This is a genomic window from Brevibacterium sp. HMSC07C04 (assembly GCF_001815905.1).
In the GTDB taxonomy this organism is placed as follows: domain Bacteria; phylum Actinomycetota; class Actinomycetes; order Actinomycetales; family Brevibacteriaceae; genus Brevibacterium.
Window position 1 is genome coordinate 8527 of sequence record NZ_KV823236.1, and the last position, 14727, is coordinate 23253.

Consider the following 14727-nt stretch of genomic DNA (forward strand, 5'->3'; position numbering starts at 1 on the left):
GGGAGGGTTCGTTCACCCTGGTGTACTACTCCGGGTACACCTACTGGTCGGTGAGTGACCCCAAGCTCGAGGTGAAGAACGGCAAGGGCAAGCTCACCGGCACCTTCTCCGGCTACGGCACCGACATGGAGGACCTATCCAAGTGGGAAAAGCTCAACCCCGTTGAAGGCACCATCGCCGACTTCGAAAACAACACGGTCGAGCTCGATGAAAACGGCTTCACCGTCACCCCGGACTACGAAGGCATCGACAGCGGACAGCCAGACCAGAACAAAGAAAAAGACGGCTGGGGCTCATTCCCCCGCAGCTGGGTGGACTACAACGTACAGACCGGCCAGACCCAGTACTGGTACACCTCCGGCGGAGCTGCGGACCCACGCAAGAAGCCCACTGCTCTCACCGTGAAGTACACGGCCGAAGAGCCTGAACCGCAAGTCGATGAGGAGACGATTAAGAACACCACTAAGAGCAAGCCCTCTGTTTCTGACAAGGGCCTGACGGTCAATGTGACCGGCGAAGGCTACGGCGTGCTGCCCAAGGCCAGCACTGGCCGGGATGCCGACGGTGTCTACGTCGCAATTGTCGACCGTAAGGTCAAGAACAGCGAAATCGAACTGTCACGTCCGTCCGCTAGGTCGGCTGCAGCAGAAAAGTCGTCGAAGGAACCGGTTGCCGTTGAGCACATTCCCAGCAGCAACATCAAGGACGGCAAGCTCGACGCCCAGACGACCGCAGCAGCAGACAAACTGAACAAGGACACCGACTACGACACCGTCGTATGGGTAGCCCACGGCAACCCGAACGACGAAACGGTTCTGCACCGCTCCAACATCAACCTCACCGACGAACAGATGAACACCCTGTTCCCGGCAGAAGAGCCCAAGGAACCGGAAGCCCCCGAACCGCAGGATCCGAAGGAACCGGAAACTCCTGACACCCCGGAAAACGGCGGCGACAAGCCGACCGACCCCAAGGATCCCGAGACTAACGACCCCAAGGATCCGGAACCGCAGGACCCGAAGGATCCCGAAGCCAACGAACCCGAAGCACCCGACACCCCGGACGACGGCGGCGACAAGCCCAAGGACCCCGAGGCTAAGGACCCTGAAGCCAAGGACCCCGAAGGGAACGAACCGGACGCTAAGGACCCCGAAGAGGCTCCTGAAGCAGGCGAAAACGACAAGGGCAAGCCGGAAGCCAAGGACCCTCAAGACCAGAAGCCCGGTGCGGAAGCTCCTGGAGCTGACAAGCCCGGCACCTCGGGAACTTCAGGTTCTCAGGACAACGGCACGAAGCCCAGCTCCTCCGCATCCGGCAGCCTGCCGCGCACCGGTGCGACCGGTCTGGCAGTTGGGCTTGCTGGCATCGCACTGCTTGCAGTCGGTGGAGTGGCCGTAATCATTTCTGGTCGCCGAATCTAAGCAAAGCGCAGGAGTTCCTGCACTGACTCTCTCCTGGCCGGTCGGGCGAAAGCCCGGCCGGCCGTTCGCTTTCCACCCTTTCGGCAGTCCGCGGACCGCCAGCCCTTTTGTGCCATCTGTACTAGGGTCTATGGCACAGATTTTCCGCGCAGATGGTAGGCCAAGCTCAGGTCACCCCGCGTGGTCCGCGGAGAAACGGACGTCCACGGGTCGGATCCCTGAACGTGCCGGAGGAGGATCAGTGGATATCTGGATGATGGTCATAATGCTCGCGTGTTTGGGCTTGACGATGGCGGTTTCAGCGGCAACACCGCAGATGTCACGCCCCACGGTCCCGTTGGGAGTGAGCGTTCCCAGCGATCGTGTCAATGACCCTGCTGTACGCGGCGCAGTCCGTCGGTACAGACTCTGGGTTGTAGTTGGCGGACTCGTGGCGGCCGCTGGCATGGTCGCAGCCTGGAAACTGCCGGAACTGAGCGTGCTAATCCTGTTGGGCTATGTCTGCTGGACGATATTTGCGTTCGCCGTGTGCCGAAAACCGATCATGACAGCCAAGGCACAACAGGGGTGGTATGACGACGTATCCGTTCAGGCATCCCCGTCAGTCACACCCGGGCAGCCAGCCAAGCCGCTGTGGCCCGTACTCATCTTCGCCGTCGGCATTTCTCTTGCCACGGTCATCGTGATGGCGATCAGCGGGGTCAGCGCGCTCTTGCTGCCCTTGATTTCCCTTGGCAGCACCCTCGTGATGGTGATGGTGTGCGTCATTCTGAGTCGACGTCAGCAAACCCATTTTCCGGACGGACGCCCCAAGGCTGCCCAGGAGTTACAGCGGGCAAGAGGGAAGACCGTGCAGCGCACGCTGGCAGCGCTCACACTCGCCTCTGCAATCCTGATGAGCGTCGTGGCTTTCGCACCAGTCATCGAACTCGAACCTTCCAGAATCTCGTGGGCTATCTGGGCGTTGACGGCTGCCAGTTCGGTTCCGATCATCTGGCTCATAATCGACAGCTTCTGCCACCACCGCGCACTGACAGCAGCACCGAAAGAATCCGGCCCCCAGTCACCCGATGACGACCACCTGTGGAGGTGGGGCATATTCTATGAAAACCGCCAAGACCCGCGGGTTTGGGTCGAGAAGCGCAACGGCATCGGGCTCACCGTCAACATCGGCCATCCCGGAGGCATGGTGTTCATGGGCGTGGTCGCTCTGCTCGTCTTGGCGACAATCGCTCTGGTGATCACCGTCTTAGCACAGTGAGCATCGGGGTCAGGGCGTGCTGTAACCGAGCCGCCCACGCGTGAAGCCCAGGATCACTGCTGCGAGCACCGTCAGAGCAACCGCTGCCGGCCACGTATTCACGATCGGGGAACCAAGCAGATTCCCCGCCAACAGCAGTCCCCAGTTGAGAGAGTTATGGGCCAGTATTGCCGGGATTGAACTGCCGCCGGAAGTGTTGAACACCCAAGACAGCACGATCGAAAGTGCTACGACGAGCAGCAAATAGGCGACGAACTGACCCGCATCGGAACGTGCGGTGTCCCACTCATCGGTGAGGAACAGTGGGGCGTGCCAAAGGGTGTGGACTGTTCCGAGGCCGACAGCCGCCACGAGCGGATGCATCGACTCCTGCATGCGAGGAAGCGCGAAGCCGCGCCATCCCGGCTCCTCTTGGAGCGGGCCTCCCGCGAGGTAGACGAGGTACGTAACAAGGGTGGTCACGAGTGTCGAGACCGTCAGTCCTTCGACACCAACTTCGGCTTCCAGAAAGAGGTAGGGCACTGCGACAGCGAGCGGCACCACAACAAGCGCGACCACATACGGGGTAGGCCGGCCCCGAAACGATAAGGCTCGAGCGAGGAATGCCCGCGTGCTTCCTGGTCCCTTGAGAACCCGAGTCACAATGAGTGCTGCGGCGAAGGGACCCGCACAAAGGCCAACCTGGTTGACAAGAGCAATAAGCGCAAACGGCATCCTGAACGGCAGAACCCCAATGCCACTCTCCGAGAGCCACCACGGCGACCATCCCAACCACGATCCGAGGTATGCCAACGCGAAGAAAGCGACAACGGGACGATGGCGGACGAGGTCTTTCATGGCACCTCCCCGAGCGGGGTCAGAAGTCTGCGCTTCTTCCCGGCGAATAACAACGACGGGGCCCCAGGATCATCGGCGCAGCCGAAACCCACAGCGGTGGTGGAATATCTCCGGGTTCAAGCGTGAGCTTTAATCAATGCGCACCAGGTAGTGAAATGGTCATCCGTCGCGTCCAGTATCACCGCGGGCAACTGGTCCATGAGCTTTGCGACGCTGGCGTTCTTCCCCATGCGTTTGTACCCAATTGTTCCGGGCGTGAAGACTCCATGGAAAGCGAGGTGACGAATCCCTGCAGCCAACGGGGTCACATCATCGCCAGAAGCCTCTAGCTCTGTGAGCTTCGCAACCAACTTGTTGCTGTCAAGGTGCTTGTTCATGGCGTCCCGCAGCCGCTTACTCCCGTCGGCCCTGTAGTAGTTCGCAATCTCCGGCGACTCAACTCGAACTCTCCGTTGAGGGTGGTCTGGTTCGCGTTTGGCTATCTTCGTGTATCCATTGATCGCCTTCTCCAGCGATTCGAGCACCGAGTAGGCCATCCCGCAGCGAATAATTGCCACATAACCTGAAGGCGTGTCCTCGGTGACATAACCATCGAGCTCGATCTTCATACTTCGCGCAGCACGATAGCGTGCCTGGAACCGTGGGAATGCACCTCGAATTTCTTCTTGACGACGATCGTCCAGCCCCTCCAAAAACTCATTGAATAAGTCCCAAGACTTAGGGATGTTGTCGGCTGGCATTGGCGGGGCCTCCCTCGAACGCTCATAAGTGTCTGCTTAGACGCTATCGACTTACACCCTCCTTTAGAAGAGGGACTACCACGACATCAGGTGTCACATGAACTGCGGCGCTAGAGGGTACGAGATACGGGTTTGGCCAAGACCCGAACACTCACTGATCCAGACGGATCCCCACTGGTCGAGCGCTTAGGTGCGTAATTCGGATAATGAGATGACTTAATGTCAATGACGAAAGGTTATGTTGTGACGCCAACCCTCGAACCAACCGAGCTGCTTGATCGATTCCTTTCCGCTGTCGAGGAGATCGTGGAGATCCTCTCGAAAAGATACAACCGCGAGTTTAAGGGCATCGGTGAAGCAATACGCACTGCCTATGATCAGAAAGATCCGGTTGTCCGGAGGAACTTCAGGATGCTGAAAACGCTGGCAGACCTCCGTAACGCGATTCAACACGGTGACCGCAAACAGGGGATGCCTGTTGCGATACCGCGTAAAGACACAGTCGAGTTGATCGAAACCCTAGAGAAACAGATCAGGCAGGCGCCGCAGGTGAAGGACCACATGATCAAAGACGTTGATGTGCTGTCCTCCATTCATTCATTGGCCGATGCAGCTGCCGAGGTCATCAAATACAACATCTCCCAGATGCCTGTCTATGACGGTAGGCAGTACATCGGCTTGTTCACCACCAATGCCATGGCGCGCTGGCTCAGTAAACACATCGATATTGACGGAGTGTTGATGGCTGAGAAAGTCACCGTTGCAGAGGTCTTGGAGTGTGCTGAGGAGAACGAGAAGGTGAAGTTCTACAAACCCACCACACCAGTCCACGAAGTCTGCAGTGATTTGGGCTCTGCCGATGGACCTGTTGCCTGCTTGATCACGACCGATGGCAAAAAGACCGGCCAGCTCCAAGGACTGGTCACACGCTTTGACGTGTCCAGGATTCTCAAGGAGACGTCGATAGAGAATAGACGTCGATGATTCACAGTGGTCGGCGTGGTTCGGCGGTGTGGTTCGGCGGCTTACGCCTCACGTGACCGTAGAGGTCCCCTGACCAGTTCCTTACCCACGAGTTCGTCATCCGGAAAGACTCCACCGTCGAGTAACAAAGGCTTGTGACGAGGGGCAGTGCGTGCTGATCCACCGTTTCAATCAGCGAATTGTCAATAATGGGTTGATAAACAAACAACTTGACAGCGGGGTGTTGGTATGGCCGTCGATGGCGAACAGATTCTGAAACTAGCTGGAATACTCGACCCAGGTTCAAAGTGCTATGAGACACAGCATTGCTGCTGATCCAGAGGCTCAACTGACGGTTCCGGTGTCCAACCTGTTCAAGGCTCTGTCCGAAGTGTTTGGGATCGGTGACATGGGCCTGATCCGTGAAGCACACTTGGACGGCGTTCGACCGGATTTTGCCGTGACTTTGAACGGGAGGCCATGCGGGTGGGTTGAGTTGAAAGCTCCGGAACACACCCTGGTGGGAGAGAAGTGGCGCGGTCGTGAGAAGGATCAGTGGTCGCTTCTCGCAGAGCTTGATGCATTAATCGTGTCGAACGGTGAAGAAGCATACTTTTATCGAACTGGCTCAGTTATCTCGACTGCGACACTTCCGATTGGCAGCCCTGACAAGTGGGACCCGAGTGAGCTTCAACGAATGTTGGAGTTGTTCGTGGCGATGAAACCGACCCCGATCAAGAGGGTCAGCCAGCTTGCATCACGCTTGGCTCCTTTGGCCAAGTTCATGCGCCTCCGCCTTGACGAAGGGTTGGAGAACAAACGTCGAGAGGTGCTTGAAGCAAAAGAGGCGTGGGACCAGACGGTCCACATGACCACCTCGTCCGAACAGTTCTCCAGCGATGTTGCACAGGTGATCGCCTACTCGATGGCAATTGCCGGACTCACCGGGCAAGCTGACCGAGACCATGACGGGATTGTGACACTGCTGGAGGCGAAAGACACTCTCAGCATCGGGAACCGCAATGTCTTGGCTGCTGCGCTCGGGCCTGTGCTTGGAATCCCTGAACTCATCGAATACATCAACCCGGAATTGGAAGCGATCGTTCGCCTGATTTCGAGCATGGACACCAAGGCAATCAGGTCAGCCCAGGATTCGCGTGGTGAGGCATGGCTGTGGTTCTACGAAGACTTCTTGGGGAAGTACGATCCCGAGGCGCGCAAGAGGTCTGGCGTCTACTACACCCCGACAAGTGTGGTGAACTGCCAAGTCAGGATCGTTGACGACATCCTTCGCCGTAGATTCAGACAGAGACTCGGTTTTGGTTCAAAATCAGTTGTCACTCTCGACCCTGCTGCCGGTAGCGGCACTTACCCCCTGGCGGTGATCGATCGAGCGTGCGATGTTGCCCATGATGAGCGTGGTAAGGCGGGCGTTGAGCAAGTGGCTCGCAATCTGACGAAGAACCTCCTGGCGTTCGAAATCCTTCCAGGTCCGTTCGCGGTCGCACATTTGCGTATCGGTGAACGCCTGGTCCACAACGTGAATCAGATCTTCCAAGACAGTGATATCGGCGTCTACCTCACTGACACGTTGGAGGATCCACACATGCCCACACGCAGAGGCCTGTTCGGTGACGCGCGAATTCTGGCTGAAGCTGCCGAGAAAGCTCGGAAGATCAAGGCGGAGCAGAAGATCACTGTGGCGATTGGTAATCCACCCTACGATCGTGGTACTGCCGGTATGGGTGGATGGGTTGAGTCAGGTGACTCCAACAACGATCCGCTGTTCGACGATGTGATTAATCCGGCAAAAGAGAATGGCGTTATCTTCTCGGCCCAGGCATCGTTGTACAACCTGTACGTGTACTTCTGGCGATGGGCTATCTGGAAGGCGTTCCAGCAAGCCCCTGAAGACCAAGCTGTCATCTCGTTCATCACGGCGTCGTCGTGGTTGGATGGACCCGCATTCGTTGGGTTACGAAAACTCGCAGTCGACACTGCGAATGACATCTGGGTCATCGATCTCGGCGGCGAGGGACGCGGTGCTCGGAAAGAAGAAAATATCTTCGATATCCAGTCTCCGGTAGCGATTGTCACACTTGTGAAGTCAGGTAAGGCTAGTAAGACAGCGGACGTCTACTATCGCCGCGTTCATGGAACACGTGAAGAAAAATTCGCGGAGCTGGACAAAATCGATCGTCTCCACTCGGACGATGAAGGATGGACGCTGGTGTCTGCACCCAACGGCGAAAAACTTGCCCCGGAACCTGCCGTTCACGGTTGGTTCAATTACGTTCAGCTACTGGATCTATTTCCTTGGGGTCAACCGGGGATCAAGTACAACCGTCTTTGGCCCGTTGCCCCCTCAAGAAACGTGCTATCTCGACGTTGGCGAGAACTTCTCGCTGACGAGTCAGCGTCGAAACGCGCCGAGAAGTTTGTCACCTCAAAGACTGGTAGAAACATTTTCACGAAGGTGTCGTCACTACCAAAGATCGCAGATCTTCCAGTTGATGCTGAATACCAACCGTTAGTTCGTCTTGGCTGGCGATCGTTTGACAGGCAATGGACTTTTGATGACCCTCGTTTAGCAAAGACAGACAGCCCGGCTCTATGGCAATCCTTGTCGCCCAAACAGTTGTTCATGGTTTCACCCTGGTCCGCACGAATCAGCGATGGTCCGGCGGCTACGGTTTCAACCGCAGTCCCCGATTTGCACTGTTACTGCAATCGAGGAGGTAAAGACGTCATCCCTCTCTATCGAGACGCTGAGTGTCTTCAACCCAATATCGCAAGTGGTCTCCTTGAGCACCTGAAGGACGGGTTGGGTCGAGAGGTCTCACCCGAAGACTTGCTGGCCTACTGTTTCGCTTTGGTCGCACACGATGGGTACAGCCAGATGTTTCAGGAGCCGCTTGGATCCTCTCCAGTTCGCGTTCCGATGACCAAGAGCCGAGAACTCTTCGACCGTGCTGTGGTGCTTGGTGAAGAACTGTTGTGGTTACAGACATACGGCGAACGTTTCGTCAGTGACGATCGGCCTGTCGGCGTGGTGCCTAGAATTCCTGGGCTGTCGTGGGAAGAGTCAGTAACGGCTCTTCCCGAGTCGATGAAGTCGATCAGTTACGACCGCGCATCCCAGGAGCTCCACATCGGAACCGGGCTCATCAAGGGAGTTCGTCCGGAGGTATGGGACTTCAACGTTTCGGGAATGAACGTTCTGAGCAAGTGGTTGGGTTCCCGCACTAGAAAAGGGATCGGTCGTGCTGCAGGAAAAGCTGCAACGCCACTTGACCGAATTCGGCCCACTGAGTGGGAAGACGAGTGGAACGACGAGCTTCTCGATCTGCTTCGTGTCCTCACCAGAACAGTTGAACTAGGTGAACAACAGATGGAGCTTCTTGAAGCCATCGTTGAGTCAGACCTGTTCACGCCGGACGAGCTACCTAAGCCGACCGACGATCAGAGAAAAGTGCCCAAGACGATTGAACGAGAGTACGGACAGGGCACATTCAGCTTCTGACACACATCGCCCCGATGGATCGGTTCCACCGGGGCGATGCTATCTCTGAAGGTCCGGTCAGACCGGGGTTCAGGACGTGCTGTAACCGAGCCGCCCGCGCGTGAAACTCGTCACGAACCTCACCATTCTTCGTGCTCGCGGCTGTCCCAGGCGCGTTCTTCCCCGAGATCGAGTGTGGCGAGCAGCGCGCGGTCATTGCCGTCTAGCTCGAAATTGAAGGTGGCATTCGTGGCCTGACGCTGTGGATCTTTCGATTTTGGAATCACGACGATGCCTCGATCAACAATCCACTTCAGCACCACCTGGCGGGGGTCGACGCCATGCTTGCCAGCGATCTTGTGAACGACGAGCTGGTCGAGCAGGCCTTCACGCGTGCCCAGCGGGCCCCACGCCTCGGTGACGATGCCGTGCTCAGCGTGGAAGCGGACAGCCTCAGTGCGGGCCAGCGCGGGGGAGAGTTGAATTTGGTTCATCGCCGGCCACACCCCGGTGGCATCGTGCAGCTCGGTGAGCTGCTCGGGACGGAAGTTTGACACACCGATGTGGGTGATGACTCCTTTCTCCTTCAGCTGCACGAGGGTCTCCCACGTCTCGACAGTGAGCCCGCGCGACGGATTCGGCCAGTGAATGAGCACGATATCGATTGTGTCGACGCCCAGGCGGCGACGGGATTCGTCGACGGCGGTGCGCGTCGCTGCTCGACCGTGACTGCCGCCAGCCACCTTCGTCGTGATGAGCACCTCATCGCGCGCCACACCGCTTCGACGAATGCCCTCGCCGACAGCAGTTTCGTTGTTGTACTGAGCGGCGGTGTCGAGCAGACGGTAGCCCTGCCGGAGGGCGGCAGCAACGGCGCCGGCTCCAGGGTTGCCCTGCAGACCGTAGGTGCCAAGCCCGACAAGCGGGACGGGGGTGCCGTCGGAAAAGTTGATGGTGGGAATGGTGAGCGTCACGGTGCCTCCTGGAAATCGGCATTCAGTTCGAGTCTATGCCGTCACCCATGCACGGTCGGTTCTTCCGGTGTCTCACCACGAGCCCGCGTGCGCAGCTCTTCGAACAACTCGAACAGCGACGGCGGCGGCCCCAGGATGATCGGTACGAATAGCACCCACAGCACCACCGCCATCACGAAAGCCGGCGGCCACACATTCGCGCGCAACCGCACCCTCAACGGGAACTGCACATCCTTGAGACTTACATACTCCACGTTTTACTCAGCCATCCATCGTCGTTTCAACTGCGAGAACCGTCATCAACTGCAGACCTTGTTCCAGAACCACAAGGTACAAAGAATCCCGGAGCCGAAGCTCCGGGATCTGACTTATGGGCCTAGCGGGAGGTTTGTAGAACCTTGCCCCACCGGTGATCCAGCTGGTGCGAGTACACCAGTCGATCCGCTCTCGACGGCACGGGCCGCGACGCCGGAGCCTTTTTCAACGAGCGGAAGCTGCCTACGCTGCCGGCGGGTCCCTCAAAGTCATGGCCCGCGAGGTCGGCCTTGGACACGAGCGGTTCGCTCGCCTCCTGCTAGAACACAGTGTCATCCTCCACAACCACTCACCATGGACCAGCGAGATTCGGCTGATGCTTGCCACGTATGAGCAAGGGGCTTCACTGGACCGCGTAAGCGACAGATTTAGTTACACGGCGGGGACAACAGTTGGCACACACCTGATCATCACCGGCGTCGTGATGCGCGATACGCATGGCAGTCGAACAGTAGGCTGCCTGCGCGGCTCTGGGCTTTGGTTCTGTCCACTGGTGATGACAATTTCTTCTCTTGGCGTGACACGAGGTTGGGTAGACGGCTTTGGTTGTTGTAGGCCTTCGGACGGAGGGCTGGTGTCGAAAGGAGTGACGGGTGCAGACGAACGATGTTAGCTCGGTGAGCGCTGTTGCTGTGGGACGGCAGACCGCCAGCGGCGACTGGGTCTTGAGGGAGTGTTCGGTGGCGTTCTCTCCGGGGTCGTTGACGGCGATCGTGGGTGCCAGCGGCGCGGGAAAAACGTCGCTGATGTACTGCTTGAGCGGGTTGGACGCTCCTACCGCGGGTCAGGTTCTGGTCGAGGGGCGAGACCTCTATGCGATGTCTCGCCAGGCCCGGGCAACGTTTCTGCGGTCTCGGGTCGGGTTTGTGTTCCAGCAGTACAACCTTGTGAGCTACCTCAGCGTCGAGGAGAACGTTGCCCTACCGCTGTCTCTGGCCGGCAGGCGGGTCGACCGCCGGGTCCTTACTCGGCTGTTGGAACGTTTCGGCTTGGCGGCGAAGGCAGAATCAGCCGCGGGGGCGCTGTCCGGCGGGGAGCAACAACGAGTGGCGCTGTGCCGTGTACTGCTTCTCCGACCCGCTGTTGTATTCGCCGATGAGCCGACGGGCGCGTTGGACAGCGCCAATTCACGCTATGTCCTGGAGGTTCTGCGGGAGCTCGCGGATGAAGGGATTACGGTGGTAATGGTAACCCATGACGTGGATGCCGCTGTCCGTGCTGATCGGGTGGTGTTCATGCGTGACGGGTCGATCACCGGGGTGGGTTCCGGGTTGGATGCCGGTCAGGTGCTGGCCGGGATGCGTCAACCGGCGCTTGGGCGGGAGGCGCGGTGATGCTGCGTCATGTGGTGCAGATCCTCCGCAGCGACTGGGCCGCCTGGGTGCCTAGTATGGGCGTGGTCGCCGCGGTGAATGTACTGATCACGGCGTGTACGAATCAGTTCGCGTGGACCACCAGCACTGCGTTCTTGGAGTCTGCCCGGCGATCAGGTCTCGACGGCGAAGAGTTCGCGATGGTCTCGATGACGATCTACACGGTGATCGCGTTGCTCGCGGTGTGCTCGCTGACCGTGGTGGGCTCCGCGACGGTGGAGCGCACCCGCAGCACGTTCGCCCAGTGGCGGCTGATGGGCGCCTCGCCCCGACAGGTCTGCGCCTGCCTGTGGGCGCTGGTAGGTCTGGCGAGTGTTCTCGGGGCTGTTCCGGGGGTGGTGCTCGGATCGGTGCTGAGCTCTCTCGTGGTGCCGTGGTTCAATGAGATTGCCGGTGCGAGTTTTCCGGGCGGCACCGGTGATTTCGTTCCACCGCCCTTCAGGCCGAGCGCTGTGGCGGGCGGCTCAGCGCTTGTCGTCTCGGTGGTGACTTGTCTGCTGGGGGCTGCCTGGCCTTCGCATCGTGCGGCGCTGGTGGAGCCCGTTGAAGCGCTGCGTGGGCCCGCGGCTGTTCGGAGCCGGCGTGCGTGGGGGCGATGGCTCGTTGGAGGCCTGCTGCTGGCCTGTGCTGTAGCGATGGCGGTCGCCACGGCCCGAACGCTGGATCCTGCGCAGGTCGGGCGGTCGACCACGGCAATGGTGAATGCGGCGACGTGGGTCGGCGGGTTGAGCGCCGCTGCAGTGTACGTGACGGGACCCGCTCTGGTGCATGTCGCGCTCAGCGTCGCGCACCGGGTGCTGCGTCTCTTTCGTGTCCCCGTGGGACAGGTGGCGGCGCGCTCGGCCCAGACGCAGGCGGCGATGAACGCAAACACGATCGCACCGTTGACGGCAGCGATCGGACTGGGCGGCGTCATCTTCACCGCAACCGGCTCCTACCTAGCCGTGATGGCACGAGCGGGATTCCCGCTGGAGAACCCGAACTTGACCGACGTCTCTCTTCTCTTGGGGCTGTTCTGCGTGATGGCGACTGCGACGAGCGTCGCGGTCATCGCGCTCAGCGGCCGCGACCAGGTGCGCGAGCACACTACGCTGCGCGCGTCGGGGATGAGCCCCGTACAGGTCTCGCGCTTAGTCGCGTGGCAGTCGTTCTGTCTAGCTCTGTGCGCAGCCGGGATGGGGCTGCTTCCGGTGGCTCTGGTCGCGTGGCTGGTGGTCACCTGCTCACTGGCGCTGGTGGGATCCGTGGTGCTGAGCGTCCCGTGGCTGGGATTGACCGCGGGCTTCCTGGGGTGCTGGTTCGTGCTGTGGGCCGTCCAGTTCAGCCAGGCGATGCCGTGGCTGCGCCGGGAGGCAGCGGCGGGTCTGCGTCACGTCTGAAACACTGGCAAGAGCAAACATCAGCAGTCGAGTTCTGAGAGGAGCGGCGGTGCAGGCTGTTCGGGACTGGTTCGATCAGACCCGTCGCGGGCGTCGGGAAGCCGGCACGGCGTGGTTGGTGATCGTTCTCGCCTGCGTCGCGTTCCAAGCGCTGATGGTCGCGCGCCTCCTGTTCGCCGGGAGCGCGCGTGATGGCATCGCCTTGGACCTCGTCCAGTCGACGTCGGGAGCCGTGGGCATCACGATCGCTGTGGTCATCACAGGGATGACCTTGCTGTGGAGCCCCCGTCAGCCAGTGCTGGTACTCGCAGTCATCGGAGCCGCTTACCTGGCGGCGTCCGCGATCGGCATGCACAACTACGTTACTTTCCCGCTGTTGTTTGCGCTGTTCCGCGTCGTCGCAGATTGCGGACTAGCGGCTGTGGTGGTCTCAGTCACTTCGACCTGCCTTGGCATGTTTGCCAGTGCATGGCTGACAACCTCGACGACGGTGGCTGACGAGTTCACCGGTCAGCTCAGCGTCGCGGCGCTGAGCATCCTGGCCGGGGGCGGAGCCCGCAGCATGCGCGGCTGGCAAGCAGCCACCCAGCAGTCCCACCATGATGCCGAGCGCGCCCGTGCCATCGCCGCCGAACGGGATCAGGCCGTGGCGCGCACGCGCGTAGCCGCCGAGCTTCACGACAGCGTCGGGCACAACCTGACCGCCATCATCGCCCTCTCCCAAGGTCTCGCAGGCACTACAGAGAACCCGGAACTCGACGAATCACTGGAAGACATCGAAACCCGGGCAAGGGAAGGGCTCGACGAGACCAGGCGTGCCGTCTCCCTGCTCGGACACCTTGAGAACCCGGCCGCACCTGCTCCAGACCACCACCGCGCCCATAGCTGGGACGACATCCATGCCGTGGCTGACCGCGTCCGCCCCCTCAACGTCCCGGTGACGGTGACCGAGACCGGACGACGCACCGACGACACCGGCATCGCCGGCCTCGGTTTCAGCATCGTCCGCGAAGCCCTCACCAACGCGGTGCGCCACACTGAGCCCCTCAAACGAGTATCCATCTCCATCGACCACCACCTGACCGGAGGCGCGCGGATCACCATTCGCAGCCAGGGACATCCGCGCCACACCCACGACCACGGACCGGGCAGTGGGCTGCAGCGCCTGTCCCATCGAGTCACCAGCCAAGGCGGCACATTCGCCGCTGGCCCCGGAGAGCCCGACGAATGGATCGTCAAAGCCGAACTGCCGATCGCGCCGAACGAGGAAAACCACGATGCCTGACCAGCTGCGCATCATGCTGGTCGACGACCAGCCCATGGCACGTCGAGGATTCGCGCTCATGCTTCGACGAAGCCCGAACCTCACCGTGACCGTTGAAGCCGGCAACGGCCAGGAAGCCATCAATCTGCTGACCGCCAGACGGAGCGAAGCGGCTCCGCTTCCCGATGTGATCCTGATGGATGTGCGCATGCCGGTGCTCGACGGCATCGAAACCACTCGTGAGATCACCCGCGCATTCCCGTCCGTGAAGGTTCTCGTGCTGACCACCTACGACGAAGATGACTACGCCTTCGGAGCACTTACCGCCGGCGCCTCTGGGTACCTCCTCAAGGACGTCCGCACACCCGATCTCATCGCAGCCGTCGAAGCCGTCGCCCGCGGCGACGCAATCCTCACCCCACGCATCACCCGTCAAGTCCTCGACCGCGGCATCCCACGCACACTCCCACACCACCAACAGACCGAGATGCGAGCACTGCTCGACCCGCTCACACCCCGCGAACGCGACATCGCTGGCCTCATCGCCGACGGCGAATCCAATGCCGAAATCTCGGAACGCCTCGCCATCGAACCCGCATCCGTACGCCGCAACGTCAGCCGCATCCTCAGCAAGCTGGACCTCCGCGACCGCGTCCAGATCGCCGTGCTCTGGCACAAATCAGGGCTATGACACCAGG

At 60.1% G+C, this 14727-nt stretch carries 13 protein-coding genes; 8 read left to right on the forward strand and 5 right to left on the reverse strand.

Translation table 11 applies throughout. The annotated features are described in order from the left end of the window. A partial coding sequence (locus HMPREF3162_RS01145; protein ID WP_070776640.1) for a cell surface protein occupies positions 1-1421 on the forward strand: 1421 nt, incomplete at its 5' end. A 171-nt stretch (positions 1422-1592) separates the two neighbouring features. Here the strand turns inward: HMPREF3162_RS01145 and HMPREF3162_RS11540 are convergent. Beyond that, positions 1593-1790: a hypothetical protein gene (locus HMPREF3162_RS11540; RefSeq protein ID WP_141750248.1), complete on the reverse strand. Its 198-nt coding sequence runs from the start codon at positions 1788-1790 to the stop codon at positions 1593-1595. 175 nt (positions 1791-1965) lie between these two features. On the opposite strand from HMPREF3162_RS11540, the gene HMPREF3162_RS01150 reads away from it, so the two are divergent. Next, positions 1966-2682 (forward strand): DUF5808 domain-containing protein, encoded by a 717-nt coding sequence (locus tag HMPREF3162_RS01150; protein WP_141750247.1) that lies wholly within the window; start codon positions 1966-1968, stop codon positions 2680-2682. Positions 2683-2691: 9 nt separating this feature from the next. Here HMPREF3162_RS01150 and HMPREF3162_RS01155 read toward each other — a convergent pair whose 3' ends face one another. Together HMPREF3162_RS01155 and HMPREF3162_RS01160 are read right to left on the reverse strand one after the other, a co-directional pair. After that, on the reverse strand, positions 2692-3519 hold the full coding sequence (locus tag HMPREF3162_RS01155; RefSeq protein ID WP_070576066.1) for a CPBP family intramembrane glutamic endopeptidase: 828 nt from the start codon (positions 3517-3519) through the stop codon (positions 2692-2694). A gap of 116 nt (positions 3520-3635) precedes the next feature. After that, positions 3636-4259 (reverse strand): hypothetical protein, encoded by a 624-nt coding sequence (locus HMPREF3162_RS01160; RefSeq protein WP_070576063.1) that lies wholly within the window; start codon positions 4257-4259, stop codon positions 3636-3638. 219 nt (positions 4260-4478) lie between these two features. On the opposite strand from HMPREF3162_RS01160, the gene HMPREF3162_RS01165 reads away from it, so the two are divergent. Both HMPREF3162_RS01165 and HMPREF3162_RS11745 read left to right on the forward strand, forming a co-directional pair. Then, positions 4479-5243 (forward strand): CBS domain-containing protein, encoded by a 765-nt coding sequence (locus HMPREF3162_RS01165; RefSeq protein ID WP_070576061.1) that lies wholly within the window; start codon positions 4479-4481, stop codon positions 5241-5243. A gap of 292 nt (positions 5244-5535) precedes the next feature. Beyond that, on the forward strand, positions 5536-8745 hold the full coding sequence (locus tag HMPREF3162_RS11745; protein WP_070776643.1) for a type ISP restriction/modification enzyme: 3210 nt from the start codon (positions 5536-5538) through the stop codon (positions 8743-8745). Between the two features lie 119 nt (positions 8746-8864). Here the strand turns inward: HMPREF3162_RS11745 and HMPREF3162_RS01175 are convergent, their stop codons facing one another. Continuing rightward, entirely contained in the window at positions 8865-9698 is an 834-nt protein-coding gene (locus HMPREF3162_RS01175) for an aldo/keto reductase (RefSeq protein WP_070776645.1), read from the reverse strand. 41 nt (positions 9699-9739) lie between these two features. After that, complete coding sequence (locus tag HMPREF3162_RS01180) at positions 9740-9928, reverse strand: hypothetical protein (RefSeq protein ID WP_218079161.1); 189 nt, start codon at positions 9926-9928, stop codon at positions 9740-9742. Positions 9929-10606: 678 nt separating this feature from the next. Here HMPREF3162_RS01180 and HMPREF3162_RS01185 point away from each other — a divergent pair. Genes HMPREF3162_RS01185 through HMPREF3162_RS01200 form a run of 4 tightly spaced genes read left to right on the forward strand, consistent with a single transcriptional unit; the run spans position 10607 to position 14720 of the window. Then, positions 10607-11347: an ABC transporter ATP-binding protein gene (locus HMPREF3162_RS01185; protein ID WP_070776649.1), complete on the forward strand. Its 741-nt coding sequence runs from the start codon at positions 10607-10609 to the stop codon at positions 11345-11347. After that, entirely contained in the window at positions 11347-12765 is a 1419-nt protein-coding gene (locus HMPREF3162_RS01190; RefSeq protein WP_070776651.1) for an ABC transporter permease, read from the forward strand. The genes HMPREF3162_RS01185 and HMPREF3162_RS01190 overlap by 1 nt, the downstream gene beginning before the upstream one ends. Before the next feature lie 49 nt (positions 12766-12814). Beyond that, positions 12815-14050: a sensor histidine kinase gene (locus HMPREF3162_RS01195; RefSeq protein WP_070776653.1), complete on the forward strand. Its 1236-nt coding sequence runs from the start codon at positions 12815-12817 to the stop codon at positions 14048-14050. Continuing rightward, positions 14043-14720 (forward strand): response regulator, encoded by a 678-nt coding sequence (locus HMPREF3162_RS01200; RefSeq protein ID WP_070776654.1) that lies wholly within the window; start codon positions 14043-14045, stop codon positions 14718-14720. The genes HMPREF3162_RS01195 and HMPREF3162_RS01200 overlap by 8 nt, the downstream gene beginning before the upstream one ends. Positions 14721-14727: the final 7 nt, after the last annotated feature.

Bases quoted from the DNA above. Each gene is read 5' to 3' on its own strand.
- HMPREF3162_RS01200 (WP_070776654.1), top strand. From the start codon at position 14,043: ATGCCTGACCAGCTGCGCATCATGCTGGTCGACGACCAGCCCATGGCA.
- HMPREF3162_RS11745 (WP_070776643.1), top strand. From the start codon at position 5,536: ATGAGACACAGCATTGCTGCTGATCCAGAGGCTCAACTGACGGTTCCG.
- HMPREF3162_RS01155 (WP_070576066.1), bottom strand. From the start codon at position 3,519: ATGAAAGACCTCGTCCGCCATCGTCCCGTTGTCGCTTTCTTCGCGTTG.
- HMPREF3162_RS01160 (WP_070576063.1), bottom strand. From the start codon at position 4,259: ATGCCAGCCGACAACATCCCTAAGTCTTGGGACTTATTCAATGAGTTT.
- HMPREF3162_RS01165 (WP_070576061.1), top strand. From the start codon at position 4,479: ATGTCAATGACGAAAGGTTATGTTGTGACGCCAACCCTCGAACCAACC.
- HMPREF3162_RS01150 (WP_141750247.1), top strand. From the start codon at position 1,966: ATGACAGCCAAGGCACAACAGGGGTGGTATGACGACGTATCCGTTCAG.
- HMPREF3162_RS01190 (WP_070776651.1), top strand. From the start codon at position 11,347: ATGCTGCGTCATGTGGTGCAGATCCTCCGCAGCGACTGGGCCGCCTGG.